Raw genomic sequence first — 16,467 nt, 5'->3', positions numbered from 1 at the left:
CTGGTATGCCGCTCCCCGAACTCGACAGCTCCGTAGGACATTCCTTCGGGCTGGAATTCGACAGCGTGCTCATCAGGCAGATCACCGAGGTCAGTGGTCTGAAGATGGAGCAGGACGTGATCGAGCTGAAGCAGAACACCGCCGACGGGAAGTACGCCATCAAGAAGCTGCCCGGCCGTCCCAAGGCCGGTGAGGTCACGGTCACCCGCGGTCTGACCGAGGACAACAGCTTCGAGCAGTGGATCAAGGATTCCCGGTTCGGGAAGATGACCAACGCCCGGCGCAACGGCTCCATCATCGTCTACGACTACGAGGGCATTCCGATCAAGCGCTACAAGCTCATCAACGCCTGGCCCAAGTCCCTGGAGATCAGCACGCTCAAGGCCGGTGACACCTCCGTGCTCACCGAGAAGCTGGCCATCACCTACGAGAGCGTGGAAGTCGACTGATGCGGCGCACCATCGCGGCATCCCCCGAGCGGGCGGACCCGGACCGGCAGACCGAGACCCTGCGGACGGAGTTCCCCTTCGAGCTGCCGCGCGGATACGTGGACGAATCCGGGACGGTGCACCGCGACGGCGTCATGCGGCTGGCCACCGCCCGCGATGAGCTGATCCCGCTGCGGGACGACCGGGTGCGGGAGAACTCCGCCTATCTCTCGGTGGTGCTGATCTCCCGGGTGCTCACCCGGCTCGGCTCGATCGAGGACATCCATCCGGGCATCGTCGAGGACCTGTTCGCCTCCGACCTCGCCTTTCTGCAGGACTTCTACCGCAGGATCAACGCCGAGGGGCACACCCGGGCCGCGGTCACCTGCCCCTCGTGCCAGGAGAACTTCGCGGTGGACCTGTCCGGTGGTGGTCGCCTGGGGGAATCGTGACGTACGCGGCCGACCGGATCCATGAGGAGGTCGCGTACCTCGCCTACCACTTCCACTGGCCCCTCGACCAGATCCTCGACCTCGAGCACACCGACCGATTGCGGTACGTGGACCACATTGCCCGGCTGAACGAGCGGTGACGTGACATGGGATTGCTGTCCTGGCTGGCCGGACACCGGCGTGGTGGCACCGGAAACACGGCACACACCGGTTCGGAGGCGGAGGCGGGCCCCATGGCGCCGCCTGCCGTGCCGGGGTGGCGGGAGGTGCCGCCGTTGCAGCGGACGGTGGCGGCGCCCGAGCTGGTGACCGATCCCTCGGGATTCCGGGCGGGGTTGGGGACATGGCAGAACGCGTCGTTCCTCGGGCCGCTCGGCCATCTGGTGAGCCCGGAGGCACCGTCGGGGGTGGGGCACGGTCTCGCCACGCCGCCGCCCCTTGCCGATACGTCGGACCCGGCTGCCCGCACACCCCCGACGGTGAGCCGTGATGTCGCTCCCGTCGTAGCGCGGGAGTTCGCCACGCCTCGGAGCGCACCCGTACAGCGGGTGGCGGAGGGTGCTGCCACCCTGGACACGCCGGAGGTGGTCGAGCCGCTGATCTCCGCCCGCCCTCCGGAGGAACGGATACGGCAGCTGACCACGCTGCCTCTCACCACGCCACGGCCCGCCGCGGAAGCGGGCGATGTGCCCCCAACAGCACCACCCTCGTCACCGGTCCAGCGGTCCGCCGCCTTCGGCCTGGGCGAGCCGCTGACCGAGTTGCCGCCGACCGCCCAGCGCACACCCGTGGCGAGCACCGGGGCCCTGACTCCCGAGAAGCCGGAGGTCGTACCACCAGAGCTTCCGCGCGGCGACGTGCCGTCCAGGCCGCTGCTCGCCGATGATCCGCTGGTGGTGCGTACGGCGGACACCGGTACGGCATCCGCGCCCACCCCCACGACCCCACCCGTACCGCTGCAACGGGCCACCGCCAGTGGGACACCGGTGGCGGCCGAACCCGCACCGGCGGCCGGGCCCGTGGTGCCGCTGGTGGCACAGCGATCGGTGCCGCTGTTCTCGGGCGCGTACGACATGCCCGACCGGCCAGGCGGCTCCGGTCCGGTGCCCGCCGCCGAGCCGCCCGTCGTGCCGGTGCGCTGGTCCGCTGCCCGTGGCCCGGCCCGCACGAGTCCGGGGGCGGCGGCCCCAGGCGGGGCGTCGGCCACGGATCACCCGGCGACATCCACGGCCCAGCGGTCGGCGGCGCCCCTTGCCCAGCGGTCGGTGACGGCGGCGGCCGCCGCTCCCCCGCCCCCGGCCACCGAGCACCGCCCCACCGCACCGGTACCGGCCATCGTCCCGACGGCCCCGGCCCGTCCGCTGGTCGACGCCGGTTCGGTGGCGGTGGCGGCCGGGGTGGCACAGCGCATGGCCGACGGTTCCGTGGTGTTCCCGCCCCCGCGCGTTCCGTCCGTGCCGCCCGCCCCGTCCGCACAGCGGATACAGCGGACGCGGTTCCTCCCGCCCGTGCAGCGCGATGCCACGAGCCCGGAGCCCCCCGAGGCCCCGGCCCCCGACCCGCCCGCTCTTCCCGACCCGCCCGCCGAGCCGCCGTCCGCCCCGCCACCCGCCGAGCCACCGTCGGCCGACCCGTCCTTCGAGTCCGCTCCCGAGCCGTCTCCCGCAGGCGCGCCCCATGACGGCACACCGGGAGAACCAGGGGGGCACGGTGGCAAGGGCGGGGCGCCCAACGACGAGCTGGTCCGTGCGCTGTACGGCCCTTTGAGCCGGCTGCTGAAGGCGGAGTTGCGGCTGGAGCGCGAACGGGCCGGACATCTGATCAACACCAGGCACTGACAAGTGCGGAGAGAAGGGACACGGCATGCCCGTTACCGATGACCCGGCGGTCAGCGTCTGTTTCGTCGTCACGGTCGACGGCATCGAGCTCGGCTCGTTCAACACCTGTGAGGGACTCGGCTGCGAGGTGGTGCTGGAACAGCGCGAGGAGGGCGGCAACAACAGCCATCTGTGGCAGCTGCCCACCCGGCTGAAGTACCCCAACATCAAGCTGTCCCGGCCGCTGACCCGTGACACCGAGAAGGTGGCCAAGTGGTTCGCGAGCATGACCACCGGGATCGCCCGCCGCACCGCGCATATCGAGGCGCGGACGGGCGACGGGCACAAGGTGGCCCAGTGGGGTCTGCTCGAGGTGGTGCCGGTGCGCTGGACCGGGCCGTCGTTCAACCCGGAGTCGCCCAAGGTGGCCATGGAGACCATCGAGATCGCCCACCACGGCTATGTGATGGAGGGCTGACCCATGAGCTCACCCGTGGCGTTCAGTGCGGCGGGCGGCGGCGCCGCCGCGGGCAGAACAGGTGGCGGGGCCCGGCCCAAGCTGGAGCACGCCTATCTGGAGCTGCGCACCCCGCCACCGGGGGGCGGTCTGACGCCTGGCGGGCCGTGCGGGCGGATCGACTTCCAGTTCAACCCCAAGGAGCTGAGCCTGACCAAGGCGGCGGCCTGGAAGCGCACCCCGGCCAAGGGGGCGAAGAGCGCGGGGCCGCCCGAGTACCAGGGGCCGCAGCCCAGCAAGCTGACCGTCGAGATGTTCTTCGACGCGAGCGACACCCAGGACACCAGCGTGGTGACCTCGGTGGAGCGGCTGTTCACCTGCTGTGTGCCGACCAACGAGACCCGGCAGCAGCAGCGGGCCTCGCCGCCATGGGTGGTGTTCCACTGGGGCGGGCTCACCGGGTTCCCCGGCTATGTCAGCCAAGTGCAGGCGAAGTACACCCTGTTCACCACCTCCGGTGTGCCGATCCGGGCGGTGTGCCAGGTGACGATGGAGGAGATCACCGGGGAGACCCCGGGGCAGAATCCGACGTCGGGCGCGCTGCACGCACGCCGGGTGCACCGCGTGCGCACCGGCGACACGCTGCCGCTGCTGGCCTGGCGTGAGTACGGCGATCCGGCGGCATGGCGGGTCATCGCGGAGACCAACGGGATCGACGATCCGATGCGGCTGCCGGGCGGTCTCGAGCTGCTGCTTCCGGCGCTGGACGAGCTGGACCGCGACGAGGCCGGAGCCCACGGCGACGGTCATGGCGGGGGGCGGTGAGCGATGGCCCAGCAGAGCGTCGCCAAGGCGCTGGTGGTGGAGTTCGGCGGCCGTCCGCTCTCCCCCGCGCTGGCGAACACGCTGGTCGAGGGGTATGTGGACGACAGTCGTACGCTGCCTGATCTGTTCGTGCTGCGCTTTCGCGACCCCAGCCGGGTGCTGCTGGAGCAGGCGGGGGTGGAGATCGGTACCGAGGTGCGGCTGCTGGCCGGCGCCGGGGGCGGTCCTTCGCCGCGTCCGCTGCTGACCGGGAGCGTCACCGCGCTGGAGGTGGAGATCGACGACACCGGCACCTTCACGGTGGTACGTGGCCTCGACGAGTCGCACCGGCTCTTCCGGGGCCGTCAGGTGGCCAGCTACCAGAACATGACCCTCGCCGACATCTGCGTCCGGGTGGCGCGGCGGGCGGGGCTGAAGCCGGGGAAGGTCGATGTGGCAGGCCCGGTGCTGGAGCATGTGGCGCAGCCGAACATCAGCGACTGGGAGTTCCTCCGCGGGCTCGCCGAGGAGGCGGGCGCCCAGGTGTATGTGACGGACGGACGGCTGCATGTCGCCAAGCCCACCGAGGCGGGTGGCGCGCCGGACACCTCGGCGCGCGCCGCCCGCGACCCCCTGGTGCTGGAGATGGGGGACAACCTGCTGCGCTGCCGGGCCGGGGTGTCGGCGGCCGAGCAGGTGTCCACGGTCGAGGTGCGGGGCTGGGACGTCAAGACCAAGCAGCCGCTGGTGGGCCGCGCGGACGCGGGCAAGGCGGCGACCTTGGACCTGGGGGTGACGGCGGCGGAGGTGGCGCGGCCGTTCGGCGAGGCCAGCTTTGTGGTGTCCGACGCGCCGTACGGGCACCAGGCGCAGGTGGACCAGGCCGCCAAGGCCCTCGCGGCGCGCATCGCGGGGTCGTTCGCCGAGCTGGAGGCGGTGATCCGGGGCAATCCGGAGGTGCGGGCAGGTGGCGCGGTCACCCTGGCCGGGGTCGGCAAACCCTTCGAGGGGCGCTACACCGTCACCTCCTCGCGGCATGTGTTCGACCCGGTGCGCGGCTATGAGACCTGGGTGACGGTGTCCGGGCAGCAGGAGCGATCGCTCTTCGGGCTGACCGGCGGCGGGTCCGGTGGTGGCGCGGTGACCGCCTCCCGGTGCTCGGGACTGGCCAACGGCACGGTCACCGACACCAAGGACCCCGACGGGCTCGGCCGGGTCAAGGTCCGGTTCCCCTGGCTGTCCGACGAGTACGCGAGCGACTGGGCGCGCACCGCCCAGGCGGGCGGGACCGGTGGCGGGGAGGCGTTCATCCCCGAGGTCGGCGACGAAGTGCTGATCGGTTTCGAGCAGGGCCATCTGGACCGCCCGTATGTGCTCGCCGGTCTCTACAACGGCAAGGACAAACCGGGGCAGGGCGCTTCGGGGCAGGGGCACGGTCTCGGTCCTCAGCAGGGCCAGGGCGACGGCCAGGAGGCGGAGGCGGTCGACCCCACCAGCGGCGCGGTCAACAAGCGCGCGTTCGGCTCCCGCGGCGGCAACAAGCTGGAGCTGCTCGACGCGGCGAACGGCCCACAGGGCGTACGGCTGGTCACCGGCGACGGGAAGCTCAGGATCAACCTCGACCGCAAGGGCACGGCCATCGTGGTGCACAGCGACGGCACGGTGGAGATCGAGGCCAAGGAGCAGGTGTCCATCAAGGCGGGCAGCGGGGTGTCCCTGGACGCGGGCGACGGCACGCTGGAGCTGGGCGGCGCCACGGTGAAGCTGACCGCCCGCGGCGGCGTGCAGGTGGACGGCGGCAACGGCCAGGTGAAGCTGTCCACCGGCGGGGCGGTGGAGGTGCGGGGCAACCAGGTGGCGGTGAGCGGCACCACCCGCACCGAGCTGAAGGGCGGGGATTCGCTCTCCGTCAACGCGCCGATGGTGCGCATCAACTGACACCGCACACGACAGCGCCGAGTCGGCGAAGAGACAGCGAAGAGACAGCGACCAGGCAGGGGGCACAGCACATGCCAGCAGCCGCACGCGTCGGCGATCCCACCGGCCACCCCGGGGTGATCGGCCCGCCCGGCGAGCCCACCGTGCTGATCGGCGGGCGGCCCGCGGCCACCGTGGGCACCGCCCACCAGTGCGGCTCCCCCGCCGCCCACAGCACCTCGCAGATCGCCCCGCCCGGCAGCTCCACGGTGCTCATCGGCGGCCGGCCGGCGGCGCGGGTGGGTGACGCGGCGGGGTGCGGCTCGCCCATCACGTCCGGGTGCCCGAGCGTACTGATCGGAGGGTGAGGGATGGGGCGGCAGTTCATCGGCGCGGGCTGGGCGTTCCCACCCCGTACGGACGCCACCGGATCGATCGCCCTGGTCCGCGAGGAGCGGGAGATCGAGGAGTCGATCCGGCTGATCCTGGCCACCTCGCCCGGTGAGCGGCCGATGCGGCCCGAGTTCGGCTGCGCCCTCGGCGACTACGTGTTCGCGCCCGCGGACGCCGGTACGGCCGGGCAGCTGGCCTACGAGGTGCGGCTGGCCCTGGAGCGGTGGGAGCCGCGGATCGAGGTGGCGGATGTCGCCGTCCGCTTCGACGAGGCGGACAACGGGGTGCTCTACATCGACATCGGCTACGCGGTGCGCGGCGCGAACGACCCGCGCAACCTCGTGTTCCCGTTCTATGTGATCCCGCACGGCGAGGAGGGCGGATGACACTCCCCAGCCCGAACCTGGACGATCGGAGATTCCAGGGATTGGTGGACGAGGCCAAGCGGCTGGTGCAGCAGCGCTGTCCGGAGTGGACCGACCACAATGTCTCCGATCCGGGGGTCACGCTCATCGAGGCGTTCGCCACCATGGTCGACCAGCTCGTGTACCGGCTCAACCGGGTGCCGGACAAGAACTATCTGGCCTTCCTCGACCTGATCGGGGTGCGGCTGTATCCGCCGACTGCGGCGCGCACCGAGGCAACGTTCTGGCTGTCGGCGCCGCAGCCGGAGCCGGTGCGGATCCAGGCGGGCACGGAGGTGGCCACGGTGCGCACCGAGACCGAGGAGGCGGTGGTCTTCACCACCGGCCGCGATCTGTCGGTGGTGCCGTGCGACCTGACCCATCTGGTCACCTGGCCGGCCACCGGCGATGCCACCGACCGCTCGCAGGAGCTGGGGCTGGGCCGTGATGTGCCCTGCTTCGGCCGCACGCCCACCCCCGGCGACTGTCTCTACCTCGGTCTCTCCCAGCCGGTGCCGGGCTGCGCGGTGGTGCTGCGGCTGGACTGCCGGGTGGACGGCGTGGGCGTGGATCCGCGTCGCCCGCCACTGCTGTGGGAGGCGTGGGACGGCAGCGCCTGGGCCTCCTGCGAGGTGGAGAAGGACGACACCGGCGGGTTCAACAAGGCCGGCGAGGTCATCCTGCATGTGCCGGCCACCCACACCGCCTCGGTGGTGGTGCGCGAGTCCGGGGGGTGGCTGCGCTGCCGGCTGCTGGAGGCGGCGGCGGACCAGCCCACCTATGTGGCGTCCCCGACGGTACGTCAGGCCACTGCGTTCACCATCGGCGGCACGGTGGAGGCCGCACACGCCGAGAACGTCGTCGAGGAGGTCCTGGGTCTGTCGGAGGGGGTGCCGGGGCAGGATTTCCGGGTGGCGCGGCCCCCGGTGGTGGCGGGCGAGGGCCCGTTCGTGGTGGAGGTGGCCGAGGGCCACGGCTGGGTGGAGTGGACCCGCGTGGACAACTTCGCGCACTCCACGCCGTACGACCGCCACATCACGCTGGATCCCAACTCCGGGCGGGTGGACTTCGGCCCGGCGGTGCGGGAGCCCGACGGCACTCTGCGGCTGTTCGGGGCGGTGCCGCCGAAGGGCTCTCCGGTGCGGGTGCGCGCCTACCGTACCGGCGGCGGGCACCGGGGCAATGTGGCGCGCGGTGCGCTGCGGGTGCTGCGCAGCTCGCTGCCGTATGTGGCGCGGGTGGAGAACCGGCGCCCGGCGCTGGGCGGGGTGGACGGCGAGACGGTGGAGAACGCGCGGGTGCGGGGGCCGTTGACGCTGCGCACCCTGCACCGGGCGGTCGTACCGCATGACTACGAGCAGCTGGCCCGCGAGGTGGCGCCGGACGCCGCCCGGGTGGCGTGCGTACCGGCGGGCGAGGCCGATGGCCGTGGTGGCGAAGGAGAGGATCCGGCGGGCGGGGTGCGGCTGCTGGTCGTCCCGGCCGGGCGCGATGACGAGCGGGGGCGGATCCGGTTCGAAGAGCTGATCCCGCCGCCGGACACCCTCGCCATGATCGCCGCCTATCTGGACGAGCGGCGCCCGATCGGCACCCGGCTGTCGGTGGGACCGCCGTACTACCAGGGCGTCACCGTGGTCGCCTCGGTGCAGGCGGGGCGCGGGGTGGCCGCCGAGCGGCTGCGGGAGGCGGCGCTGACCGCGCTGTACGGCTATTTCAATCCGCTGGCCGGCGGGCCGGAGGGGCAGGGCTGGCCGTTCGGGCGGCCGGTGCACTCCGGTGAGGTGTTCGCGGTGCTGCAGCGGGTGCCCGGCGTGGATCTCGTCGAGGACGTACGGCTGTTTCCGGCGGACCCGGTGACCGGGCAGCGGGCGGAGGCCACCACGAGGATCGAACTGGACCGGCATGCGCTGGTGTTCAGCTATGAGCATCAGCTGCGGGTACGGGAGGCATGAGTGCGCGGAACACTTCCCGGGCTGCCCACGGCCCATCCCCTGCTCCACCAACTTCCCGCCGTCTATCTCGACCATCCGTTCCTGGAGCGGTTTCTGAGCGCGCTGGACGAGGTGCTGGCACCGGTGCTGCTCACCCTGGACAATCTGCCCGCGCATCTGCATCCGCGCACCGCGCCCGAGGATCTGCTGGCGTGGCTGGCCGAGTGGGTGGCGGTGGAGGTGGACCCGGAGCGCCCGGTGACCCAGCGGCGCGCGGTGGTGGCCAGCGCCGTCACCCGCCACCGCCGGCGGGGCACCCGGCAGGGGCTGGCGGCGGCCGTGCGCGTGGAGACCGGTATCGAACCGGAGATCATCGAGAGCGGCGCCACGGACTGGTCCACCGAACCGGGGGCGCCGCTGCCCGGTTCGGCGCGGCCCTGGGTGACGGTGCGGCTCACGGTGCCGGACGCCGACGCGGTGGCGCCGACCCGGCTGCGCCTGGAGCGGCTGCTCGCCGCGGAGGTGCCGGCGCATGTCGTCTACCGGGTGGAGGTCGCGGCCGAGGGGGCGGGGGCGTCATGATCTGTCCCGACTGCGGACACCGCAATGAGGCGGGGGCGCACTTCTGCGCTTCCTGCGAGGCGTTCCTGGCCTGGGACGAGGAACCGGACCGGCGGCCGGGCGCCTCGGCGCCGCCCGCCACCCCGCCGGGCTCCGGTACGGGCGAGGGGCCGCGCCCCGCGTCGTCCGCTCCGGCTCCCGACCCGCCCGTCGTTCCGCCCGCCGCCCCGCCCGTAGCTCCGCTTGCCACTCCGACTGTGGCTCCGCACGCCGTGGCGCCGCCCGCCGTACGCCCGGAGGAGCCCGCGGCGGCGCCCCGGCGGCCCGGGGACCGGCTGGAGGACACCGATACCGGTCCGGACCACCGGCCGGGTGTGCCGGACGAGCCCCCGGCGGCGCCCCCGAGGCCGGACGCCCCGCCGCGCCGCCCCGGCCGCCCGTGTCCCCGGTGCCGTGCGGACAATCCGTCGGACCGCAGGCTCTGTGTGCGCTGCGGCATCCTGCTCGACTCCGCGCCGGAGCCCGGCCGGCCGCATCCGCTGCCCTGGTGGCGCCGGATCTTCCGGCGCGACACCCAGCGCCCGCTGGCCGCGGGCAGCAGGCCCACCCACCGGACCTGGCCGCGGCCCCGGCTGACCCTTCCGGTCCTGGTGCTGGTGCTGGCCGCGGCGGCGTGGTTCGCCCGGTCCCAGCTGTCCGAGGTCTTCACCTTCACCCAGGACCAGACCGGCGATCCGAAGGCGCTGCATCCCACGGCGGTGCGCGGCTCCAGCCAGGCGCCGGGCCACCGGGCCGGGGCGGCCTTCGACGGCTACAACAACCGGTACTGGGCGCCGGCCACCGCGGGCCCTGGCACGGGCCAGTACCTGGAGGCCGACTTCGACCGGCCGGTGCGGCTGCGGAAGCTGCTGATCACCTCGGGGCGCTCGGCGAAGGCGGATGAGTTCCTGACCCAGGCGCGGCCCTCGGAGCTCACCCTCACGCTGGTCACCTCGGAGGGCGAGCGGACGACGAAGGGCGTCAACCTCCAGGACCAGCCCGGTCAGCAGAGCTTCGATGTGCACGGCTCGGACGTGGTGCGCATCCGGCTGTCGGTCGACGCGGCGTACGGTGCCCGGTCGGACCGGCGGACGGCCATCGCGGAGGTGGAGTTCTTCGGCCGTCAGTGAGGTGGGGTGCGTCCCTGACGGCCGGTCAAAGGGGATGGACGGAGAGTCCCGGCGGGGACGACCGCCCGGTCAGCCCTCTCCCCGGGAGGCGGTGCGCCGGGCGCTGTCGCGGCGCGGCCTGAGGGGGGCGTCCTCGTCGCTGAAGAGCTCCGGGTGCTTGGCGCGGATCTTCTCCACATCGCTGAAGACCAGCCGCAGATGGGAGCGCAGCGCCCCGTCGGCCCGGTCCAGATCGCCCTCCTCCAGCAGGTCGACCACCTCGCGGTGCTGGCCGATGAGCAGGGACATCTGCTGGGTCATCGGCAGTGACAGCCTGCGGGCACGGTCCAGCTGGGCCTTGGCCTGGCTGACGACGGGCCAGGCGGAGGCGTGTCCGCTGACGGCCATCAGCCGGGCGTGGAACTCCTCGTCCAGTTGGAAGAAGCCCTGCATATCGGACTGGCGGTCGGCCTCCTCCTGCGCGGTGAGCAGCACCCGCAGCTCCGCCACGTCCCGCGCGGTGGCCTTCTCCACGGCCTCCCGCAGGGCGGCGCACTCCAGCGCCTCCCGGATGAACTGGGCGGAGGCGACATCGCGCTCCCGGATGCGCGAGATGAACGTCCCCATCTGGGGATAGATGTCGACCAGTCCCTCGTCGGCGAGCAGGATCAGGGACTCGCGGACGGGGGTGCGGCTGACTCCGAGCTCGGCCGCCAGGTCGTTCTCCGAGACGGCGGAGCCGGGCGCCAGCTCCAGGCCGACGATGCGCGAACGCAGTACCTCATGGACCAGTTGCCGGGTGTTGCGCCCCCGGGAGCGTGCCGCGTGCAGTCCTTCCGCCGGTGCCATCTGACCCCTTCCGAACCCTTGACTCGCCTCGCTGACGTACTTGTATGGTAGCCGACCGACAGCCCGGACTCCACCCCCGGACCCCCCGGGAGCCCCCCGGAACCCCCGGAGCCCCCGGGAGCCCGCTCAGTGAGGAGCACATGCGTATGGCCACGATCACGGAGGCCAAGGTCATCGTCACCTCTCCGGGTCGCAACTTCGTGACCCTGAAGGTGACCACCTCCGACGGCGTGACCGGTCTCGGTGACGCGACCCTCAACGGCCGCGAACTCGCGGTCGCCTCCTACCTGGAGGACCACCTCGTACCGCTGCTGATCGGCCGCGACCCCGCCCGTATCGAGGACACCTGGCACTACCTCTACAAGGGGGCCTACTGGCGCCGCGGCCCGGTGACCATGACCGCCATCTCGGCCGTGGACACCGCGCTGTGGGACATCAAGGGCAAGGTCGCGGGTCTTCCCGTGTACGACCTGCTGGGCGGCAAGGCCCGCGAGGGCGCCATGGTCTACGGCCACGCCAGCGGCGGCGACGTCCCCGAGCTGCTGGAGGACGTCGCCCGCTTCCAGGAGATGGGCTACCGCGCGATCCGCGCCCAGGCCGCCGTCCCCGGCTCACCGGGGACCTACGGCATCCGCCACGGCACGGTCGCCACCGTCTACGAGCCCGCCACCGGCGCGCTGCCCGAGGAACAGCCCTGGTCGACCGAGGCGTATCTGGACTTCGCGCCGCGCTATCTGGAGGCGGTCCGCGAGCGGTTCGGCTTCGACTTCCATCTGCTGCACGACGTCCACCACCGGCTCACCCCCACCGAAGCGGGGCGGCTGGGCCGCAGTCTGGAGGAGGTGCGGCTGTTCTGGATGGAGGACCCCACCCCCGCCGAGCTCCAGGAGTCCTTCCGCCAGATCCGCCGTTCCACCACCACACCGATAGCGGTCGGCGAGGTCTTCAACTCCATCTGGGACTGCCAGCAGCTCATCACCGAGCGGCTCATCGACTACATCCGCGCCTCGGTCGTGCACGCCGGCGGCATCACCCATCTGCGGCGGATCTTCCACCTCGCCGAGCTGTACCAGGTGCGCACCGGCTCGCACGGCGCCACCGACCTGTCGCCGGTGAGCATGTCCGCCGCCGTCCACCTCGATGTCACCGTGCCCAACTTCGGCATCCAGGAGTACATGGCGCACGACCCGCTCACCCATGAGGTGTTCCGGCCGACCTACGAGCTGCGGGAGGGCGCGCTGCACCCCTCGGCCGCGCCCGGCCTCGGCATCGAGCTCGACGAGGAGGCGGCCGCCCGCTTCCCGTACGACCCGAAATACCTTCCGGTGAGCCGCCGTACCGACGGGTCGGTGCACGACTGGTGAGCACCAACCCCACGCGGCGCCTGTCCCTGGCCACCCTGCCCGGCGTCCCCGCCGAGAGCCGCCCGCCGGTCGACCCGCGGGCGCTGCGCCCCCGGATCGTGCATCTGGGCATCGGCGCCTTCCACCGCGCCCACCAGGCCCTCTACACACAAGCCGCCGAGGCGGCGCACGGCGGCGGCTGGGGCATAGCCGGTGTCACCCAGCGCAGCCGGGCCGTCGTGGACGCGCTGCGCCCGCAGGACGGGCTGTACTCGTTCACCGAGCGGCGCCCGGACGGCCCGGCCACCCGCGTGGTCGGCACCGTGACCGAGGTGCTGCACGCCGCCGACGACGGCCCCCGGCTCGGCGCGCTCTTCGCCTCCCCCGAGGTCACCGTCGTCACCCTCACCGTCACCGAGAAGGGCTACCGGCGCGACGCCGCTACCGGCGGACTCGCCCTGGAGGACCCGCTCGTCCGGGGCGACCTGGAGGGACGGCCCGCCCCCGCGAGCGTGGCCGGGCAGCTCGCGGCGGGGCTGCGCGCCCGGCGGCGGGCCGGCGGCGCCCCGGTGTCGCTGGTGTCCTGCGACAACATGGCCGACAACGGCGCCGTACTGCGCCGCCTGGTGCGGGAGTTCATCACCGCGACCGCGTGGGAGGACCGTGACCGCCTGCTGGACTGGATCACCGGCTCGGTCGCCTTCCCCGCCACCGTCGTCGACCGCATCGTGCCCGCCACCACCGACGCCGACCGGCGGGCCGCCGCCCGCGCGCTGACCGTGGCCGACGAAGGCGCGGTGACCGGTGAACCGTTCACCCAGTGGGTGCTCCAGGACATCTTCGCCGCCGACCGCCCGCACTGGGAGGAGGCGGGGGTGCGCTTCGTCGCGGACGTCGCCCCCTACCAGCTCGCCAAGCTCCGGCTGCTCAACGGCTCCCACTCGCTCATCGCCTATCTCGGCCTGGCCGCCGGATGCGAGACCGTCGCCGATGTCCTGGCCACCCCCTGGGGCGAGGAGACCGTACGCGCCTACTGCGCCGAGGCCGCGCAGAGCCTGCCGCCCACCGAGGGGCTGGACCTCCCCGCCTACATCGACAGCCTGGTGGACCGCTTCGCCAACCACGCGATGGAACACCGCATCCAGCAGATCGCCATGGACGGATCCCAGAAGATCCCCGAACGGTGGCTCGCCCCGCTGCGCGAGCTGCGCGCCGCCGGACGGGACACCTCCCTCCTGGCCACGGCCCTCGCCGCCTGGGCCCGCCGCACCCGGGACCACCCCCTGGACGATCCGCGCGCCGAGGAGCTGCGCCGCGCCTGGGACGGCCCGCACCCCGAGGCCCCGCGCCGGCTGCTGCGGCTGCTGGGCGCCGAGGACCTCGCGGACGACACCGCCCTCGTCACGTCCGTACGGGCGGAGCTGGACTCCGGCGCCCGGCCGCCGCGCTGACCTCACGCACCGCCCCTTCAAAGGAGAGCCGCCTTGAAGACACCCAGAGTCGCCCCCGCCACCGACACGCCGTCCCAGGACGAGGCCAGCCCCGCACCACCGCGCCCACGCGGTCTGCGGCACAACACCCGCTGGCTGATGGTCTTCCTCTGTTTCCTGGGCATGACCGTCAACTACGTCGACCGCGCCACCATCTCCATCTCCCTGCCCTATATGACCGATGACCTGCACATCGGCCCCGAGTGGCAGGGCGTCATCCTCAGCATGTTCTTCGTGACCTACGCACTGGGCCAACTGCCCGCCGGGGCGCTGATCGACCGCTACGGCGAGAAGCGCATGTTCGCCATCGGCGGGCTGCTCTGGTCACTGGTCACCGTGGGCACCGGCTTCGTCCGGGGCATCGGCAGCCTGCTGTTCGCCCGCCTCGCCCTCGGCGCGGGCGAGGCCCCGGCCTACCCCTCGTGCGCCAAGTCCGTCTCCCGCTGGTTCCCGGTCCGCGAACGAGCGCTGGCCAACAGCGTCTGGGACAACGGCGCCCGCGCCGGCACCGCCGTCGCCGCCCCGGTCGTGACCGCGCTGATCGCCTGGCAGGGCTGGCGGATGGCGTTCTGGGTCACCGGCGCCGTGGCCCTGCTGTGGGTGGCGCTGTGGCTGAAGGCGTACCGCGAGCCCACGGCGCGCGACGGGCTCAGCGCCGAGGAGCGCGCGTACGTCACGGCGGGCGGCGCCCGGCTCGAGGAGAGCCCCGCCGAGGAGACGGCCCCGGAGGAGCCCGCCGTGCGCTGGCGCGACCTGTTCCGCCACCGCACGGTCTGGGGCATGATGATCGGCTTCTTCTGCCTCAACTACGTCATCTTCTTCTTCATCACCTGGTTCCCCAGCTACCTCGTCGACGCCCGCGGCTTCGACCTGCTCAAGCTGGGCTTCTACGGCGCCCTGCCCGGCATCGTCGCCATCGTCGGCAGTCTGCTCGGCGGCTGGACCAGCGACACGCTGCTGCGCCGCGGCTGGTCGGTGACCCGGGCCCGCAAGACCTGCCTGGTGTGCGGGATGCTCTTCTCCTCGGTCATCGCCTTCGCCGTGCTCGTCCCCAGTGCCATGTGGGCCCTGGCACTGCTGTCCGTCAGCTACGCGAGCCTGGCCTTCTCCGCCGCCTCGGTGGCCAGCCTGCCCGCCGACGTCGCGCCCACCCCGCGCCATGTCGCCTCGCTCGGCGGCATCCAGAACTTCGCCTCCAACCTGGCCGGGGTTCTCGGCTCGACCACCACCGGGCTGCTGCTGGGCTTCTTCCACCACTCCTTCGTCGCACCGCTGATGCTGTCCGGCGCGCTGTGCGTGGTCGGCGCCCTCACCTACGGCCTGGTCATCCAGCGCGTCGAACCGCTGCGGCTGCCCGCCGCCTGAGCCCCACTCATGCACGAGGAGAACCACCCCGATATGAACGACGCCACCGCCGCGATCCTGCACGGCCCCAAGGACGTGCGCATCGAGCGGCGCCCGATTCCCCAACCGGTCTCCGGCGAGGTCCTCGTGGAGATCGGCGCGGTGGGGCTGTGCGGCTCCGACCTGCACTACTACGCCCACGGCGAGAACGGCCCCAATGTGCTCCGCTCCCCCACCGCGCTCGGCCACGAGGCGGCCGGAACGGTCGTGGCGGGCGATGGCCCCCTGCCCGCGGGCACCCGGGTCGCGATCGAGCCCGCCATCCCGTGCGGTCGCTGCCGCGCCTGCCGCGCGGGCCGCTACAACCAGTGCCCCCACGGCCACTGCTTCGGCTCCCCGCCCACCGACGGCGCCCTGACCGGGCATCTGACCGTGCCCGCGGAGTTCGCCCATCCGCTCCCCGACGACTTCCCCCTCACCTCCGGGGCGCTCATCGAACCCCTCGCGGTCGCCCTGCACGCGGTGCGCCGCGGCAATGTCGCGGCCGGGGACCGGGTGCTGATCACCGGTGCCGGGCCGATCGGCCTGCTGGTCCTCCAGGCCGCCCGTGCCGTGGGGGCGGGCGAGACCGTGGTGACCGACGTCAACCCCGGCCGGCTGGCCCATGCCCGCCGCCTGGGCGCCGACCGCGCCCTGGACACCTCCCGTGAACCCCTCCCCCGGGATCCGGTGTTCGACATCGCACTCGACTGCTCCGGCATCGAATCCGCCCTGGACGCTGCCGTGCACGCGGTACGCCCCGGCGGCACCGTGGTCGCCGTCGGCAACCCGCCCCAGCCCCGCACCACGCTGCCGCTGGCCCGGATGCAGCGCCAGGAGCTCACCCTGGTCACCGTCTTCCGCTACGCCGGGGAGTTCCCCGCGGCGGTGTCACTGGCCGCCACCGGACGGATCGACCTGGAGACGCTGGTCACCGCCCGCTTCCCCCGCGAACGTACGGCGGACGCCCTTGAGACGGCGCTCTCCGACCCCGCACAGCTGAAGGTCATGATCGAGCCCTGACCCTTGGCCATCCGTGCGGCCCGGCCCTGAGCCATGGCCGTCCGAGCGGTCGAACCCTGAACAGCCG

The 16,467-nt window shown here is 72.8% G+C and carries 17 protein-coding genes; 16 read left to right on the top strand and 1 reads right to left on the bottom strand.

Annotated features, from left to right (window positions below; translation table 11 throughout):
* The first annotated feature begins 5 nt into the window (after window positions 1-5).
* From ACFYOY_RS30320 to ACFYOY_RS30265, 12 genes are all read left to right on the top strand, one after another.
* The gene (locus tag ACFYOY_RS30320) at window positions 6-449 is read left to right on the top strand and encodes a phage tail protein (RefSeq protein ID WP_059142910.1); all 444 of its coding nucleotides are present in this window, start codon (window positions 6-8) and stop codon (window positions 447-449) included.
* Complete coding sequence (locus ACFYOY_RS30315; RefSeq protein ID WP_388590693.1) at window positions 449-880, top strand: hypothetical protein; 432 nt, start codon at window positions 449-451, stop codon at window positions 878-880. Before ACFYOY_RS30320 ends, ACFYOY_RS30315 begins: the two co-directional genes overlap by 1 nt.
* Window positions 877-1,020 (top strand): DUF6760 family protein, encoded by a 144-nt coding sequence (locus ACFYOY_RS30310; RefSeq protein WP_086710579.1) that lies wholly within the window; start codon window positions 877-879, stop codon window positions 1,018-1,020. The genes ACFYOY_RS30315 and ACFYOY_RS30310 overlap by 4 nt, the downstream gene beginning before the upstream one ends.
* A gap of 6 nt (window positions 1,021-1,026) precedes the next feature.
* A complete protein-coding gene (locus tag ACFYOY_RS30305) occupies window positions 1,027-2,718 on the top strand; it encodes a hypothetical protein (protein WP_388590691.1) in 1,692 nt (563 codons plus the stop codon).
* Between the two features lie 25 nt (window positions 2,719-2,743).
* Window positions 2,744-3,175 carry a phage tail protein gene (locus tag ACFYOY_RS30300; RefSeq protein ID WP_059142913.1) on the top strand — a complete coding sequence of 144 codons (432 nt, stop codon included), beginning with the start codon at window positions 2,744-2,746 and terminating at the stop codon, window positions 3,173-3,175.
* A gap of 3 nt (window positions 3,176-3,178) precedes the next feature.
* Window positions 3,179-3,979, top strand: coding sequence for a peptidase M23 (locus ACFYOY_RS30295; RefSeq protein WP_388590689.1), 801 nt, complete (start codon window positions 3,179-3,181; stop codon window positions 3,977-3,979).
* Between the two features lie 3 nt (window positions 3,980-3,982).
* Window positions 3,983-5,896, top strand: coding sequence for a VgrG-related protein (locus tag ACFYOY_RS30290; protein ID WP_388590687.1), 1,914 nt, complete (start codon window positions 3,983-3,985; stop codon window positions 5,894-5,896).
* 71 nt (window positions 5,897-5,967) lie between these two features.
* Window positions 5,968-6,243 carry a PAAR domain-containing protein gene (locus tag ACFYOY_RS30285; RefSeq protein WP_351893442.1) on the top strand — a complete coding sequence of 92 codons (276 nt, stop codon included), beginning with the start codon at window positions 5,968-5,970 and terminating at the stop codon, window positions 6,241-6,243.
* A 3-nt stretch (window positions 6,244-6,246) separates the two neighbouring features.
* Window positions 6,247-6,654: a GPW/gp25 family protein gene (locus ACFYOY_RS30280; RefSeq protein ID WP_059142917.1), complete on the top strand. Its 408-nt coding sequence runs from the start codon at window positions 6,247-6,249 to the stop codon at window positions 6,652-6,654.
* Window positions 6,651-8,624 carry a putative baseplate assembly protein gene (locus ACFYOY_RS30275; protein WP_351893445.1) on the top strand — a complete coding sequence of 658 codons (1,974 nt, stop codon included), beginning with the start codon at window positions 6,651-6,653 and terminating at the stop codon, window positions 8,622-8,624. The genes ACFYOY_RS30280 and ACFYOY_RS30275 overlap by 4 nt, the downstream gene beginning before the upstream one ends.
* Window positions 8,625-9,185, top strand: a complete 561-nt coding sequence (locus tag ACFYOY_RS30270; RefSeq protein ID WP_351893449.1) for a phage tail protein — start codon at window positions 8,625-8,627, stop codon at window positions 9,183-9,185. It abuts the gene before it with no gap.
* A complete protein-coding gene (locus tag ACFYOY_RS30265) occupies window positions 9,182-10,333 on the top strand; it encodes an NADase-type glycan-binding domain-containing protein (protein ID WP_351893452.1) in 1,152 nt (383 codons plus the stop codon). The genes ACFYOY_RS30270 and ACFYOY_RS30265 overlap by 4 nt, the downstream gene beginning before the upstream one ends.
* 69 nt (window positions 10,334-10,402) lie before the next feature.
* On the opposite strand, the gene ACFYOY_RS30260 is transcribed toward ACFYOY_RS30265, so the two are convergent.
* Complete coding sequence (locus ACFYOY_RS30260; protein WP_351893456.1) at window positions 10,403-11,161, bottom strand: GntR family transcriptional regulator; 759 nt, start codon at window positions 11,159-11,161, stop codon at window positions 10,403-10,405.
* Window positions 11,162-11,307: 146 nt separating this feature from the next.
* Between ACFYOY_RS30260 and manD the strand changes: the two genes are divergently transcribed.
* From manD to ACFYOY_RS30240, 4 genes are read left to right on the top strand one after another with little or no spacing between them, the layout of a single operon-like run.
* Entirely contained in the window at window positions 11,308-12,525 is a 1,218-nt protein-coding gene (manD, locus tag ACFYOY_RS30255) for a D-mannonate dehydratase ManD (RefSeq protein WP_351893459.1), read from the top strand.
* Window positions 12,522-13,955, top strand: a complete 1,434-nt coding sequence (locus tag ACFYOY_RS30250; protein ID WP_388590683.1) for a mannitol dehydrogenase family protein — start codon at window positions 12,522-12,524, stop codon at window positions 13,953-13,955. The genes manD and ACFYOY_RS30250 overlap by 4 nt, the downstream gene beginning before the upstream one ends.
* Window positions 13,956-13,988: 33 nt before the next feature.
* Window positions 13,989-15,359 (top strand): MFS transporter, encoded by a 1,371-nt coding sequence (locus ACFYOY_RS30245; RefSeq protein ID WP_351893465.1) that lies wholly within the window; start codon window positions 13,989-13,991, stop codon window positions 15,357-15,359.
* Between the two features lie 33 nt (window positions 15,360-15,392).
* The gene (locus tag ACFYOY_RS30240; protein ID WP_388590680.1) at window positions 15,393-16,400 is read left to right on the top strand and encodes an NAD(P)-dependent alcohol dehydrogenase; all 1,008 of its coding nucleotides are present in this window, start codon (window positions 15,393-15,395) and stop codon (window positions 16,398-16,400) included.
* Window positions 16,401-16,467: the final 67 nt, after the last annotated feature.

The sequence above is a fragment of the Streptomyces sp. NPDC007875 genome, assembly GCF_042868035.1.
GTDB lineage: Bacteria > Actinomycetota > Actinomycetes > Streptomycetales > Streptomycetaceae > Streptomyces > Streptomyces antimycoticus.
The sequence above is the reverse complement of the archived record's forward strand: the minus strand, read 5'-3'. Positions and strand labels throughout refer to the sequence as shown.

Excerpts from the sequence above, each read along its gene's own strand:
- ACFYOY_RS30295 (WP_388590689.1), top strand. The coding sequence starts at position 3,179 with ATGAGCTCACCCGTGGCGTTCAGTGCGGCGGGCGGCGGCGCCGCCGCG.
- ACFYOY_RS30285 (WP_351893442.1), top strand. The coding sequence starts at position 5,968 with ATGCCAGCAGCCGCACGCGTCGGCGATCCCACCGGCCACCCCGGGGTG.
- ACFYOY_RS30290 (WP_388590687.1), top strand. The coding sequence starts at position 3,983 with ATGGCCCAGCAGAGCGTCGCCAAGGCGCTGGTGGTGGAGTTCGGCGGC.
- ACFYOY_RS30280 (WP_059142917.1), top strand. The coding sequence starts at position 6,247 with ATGGGGCGGCAGTTCATCGGCGCGGGCTGGGCGTTCCCACCCCGTACG.
- ACFYOY_RS30315 (WP_388590693.1), top strand. The coding sequence starts at position 449 with ATGCGGCGCACCATCGCGGCATCCCCCGAGCGGGCGGACCCGGACCGG.
- ACFYOY_RS30240 (WP_388590680.1), top strand. The coding sequence starts at position 15,393 with ATGAACGACGCCACCGCCGCGATCCTGCACGGCCCCAAGGACGTGCGC.
- ACFYOY_RS30265 (WP_351893452.1), top strand. The coding sequence starts at position 9,182 with ATGATCTGTCCCGACTGCGGACACCGCAATGAGGCGGGGGCGCACTTC.
- ACFYOY_RS30320 (WP_059142910.1), top strand. The coding sequence starts at position 6 with ATGCCGCTCCCCGAACTCGACAGCTCCGTAGGACATTCCTTCGGGCTG.
- ACFYOY_RS30300 (WP_059142913.1), top strand. The coding sequence starts at position 2,744 with ATGCCCGTTACCGATGACCCGGCGGTCAGCGTCTGTTTCGTCGTCACG.
- ACFYOY_RS30260 (WP_351893456.1), bottom strand. The coding sequence starts at position 11,161 with ATGGCACCGGCGGAAGGACTGCACGCGGCACGCTCCCGGGGGCGCAAC.
- ACFYOY_RS30305 (WP_388590691.1), top strand. The coding sequence starts at position 1,027 with ATGGGATTGCTGTCCTGGCTGGCCGGACACCGGCGTGGTGGCACCGGA.
- ACFYOY_RS30275 (WP_351893445.1), top strand. The coding sequence starts at position 6,651 with ATGACACTCCCCAGCCCGAACCTGGACGATCGGAGATTCCAGGGATTG.
- manD (WP_351893459.1), top strand. The coding sequence starts at position 11,308 with ATGGCCACGATCACGGAGGCCAAGGTCATCGTCACCTCTCCGGGTCGC.